Source organism: Arthrobacter pascens, from assembly GCF_017052465.1.
GTDB classification, from domain to species: domain Bacteria; phylum Actinomycetota; class Actinomycetes; order Actinomycetales; family Micrococcaceae; genus Arthrobacter; species Arthrobacter pascens.
This window is the reverse complement of record NZ_JAFHKT010000085.1, coordinates 1-950: the sequence shown is the minus strand read 5'-3', so window position 1 is coordinate 950 and position 950 is coordinate 1. Positions and strand designations below refer to the sequence as shown.

The 950-nt window shown below is 65.9% G+C and carries 1 pseudogene; it reads right to left on the bottom strand.

The features are described from left to right. A pseudogene (locus tag JYA52_RS01050) lies at window positions 1–950 on the bottom strand (pyruvate dehydrogenase (acetyl-transferring), homodimeric type); the annotation flags it as partial.

Genomic DNA, 950 nt, shown 5'->3' with positions numbered 1-950 from the left:
CGGCGTGCTGGAGTCCTTCACCGGTGAGGGTGGTGCGGCCGGCGGTGGCGCCGATGATGAAGCCGCGGGTCATCTGGTCCGCGGCTGCCCAGAAGGCGTCGCCGGTGCGCTGGAAGCCGAACATGGAGTAGAACACGTAGATCGGGACCAGCGGCACGCCGTGGGTGGCGTAGGCGGTGCCGGCGGCGGTGAACGCTGCCACGGCGCCGGCTTCGTTGATGCCGGGGTGGATCAGCTGTCCCTGCGCGGATTCCTTGTAGGCCAGGACCAGATCGCGGTCCACGGACAGGTAGTTCTGGCCCTTGGGGTTGTAGATCTTCGCCGTCGGGAAGAACGCGTCCATGCCGAACGTGCGGGCCTCATCCGGGATGATCGGCGCGATGTGCTTGCCGAAGTTCTTGTCCCGCATCAGGTCCTTGAGCAGCCGGACGAACGCCATGGTCGTCGCGGCCTGCTGCTTGCCCGAGCCGCGCTTGGCGACCTCGTAGGTTTTCGGGTCCGGCAGGGTGATGTCGGAGTGCTTGGACCGGCGCTCCGGCACGGCACCGCCCAGGGCGGCGCGGCGTTCCAGCATGTACTTGATTTCCGGCGCATCCGTTCCCGGGTGGAAGTACGGCGGCTGGTACGGGTCCTTCTCGAGCTGTTCGTCCGTGAGGGGGATCCGCAGGTGGTCGCGGAACTTCTTCAGGTCGTCCAGGGTGAGTTTTTTCATCTGGTGGGTGGCGTTGCGGCCTTCGAAGTGCGGGCCGAGTCCGTAGCCCTTGACCGTTTTGGCCAGGATCACGGTGGGCTTGCCCTTGAATTCGGTCGCTGCCTTGTATGCGGCGTAGACCTTGCGGTAGTCGTGGCCGCCGCGCTTGAGGTTCCAGATCTGGTCATCGGTGAGGTCCGCGACCATGTCCTTGGTCTGCGGGGTCTTGCCGAAGAAGTGCTCGCGGACGAACCCGCCG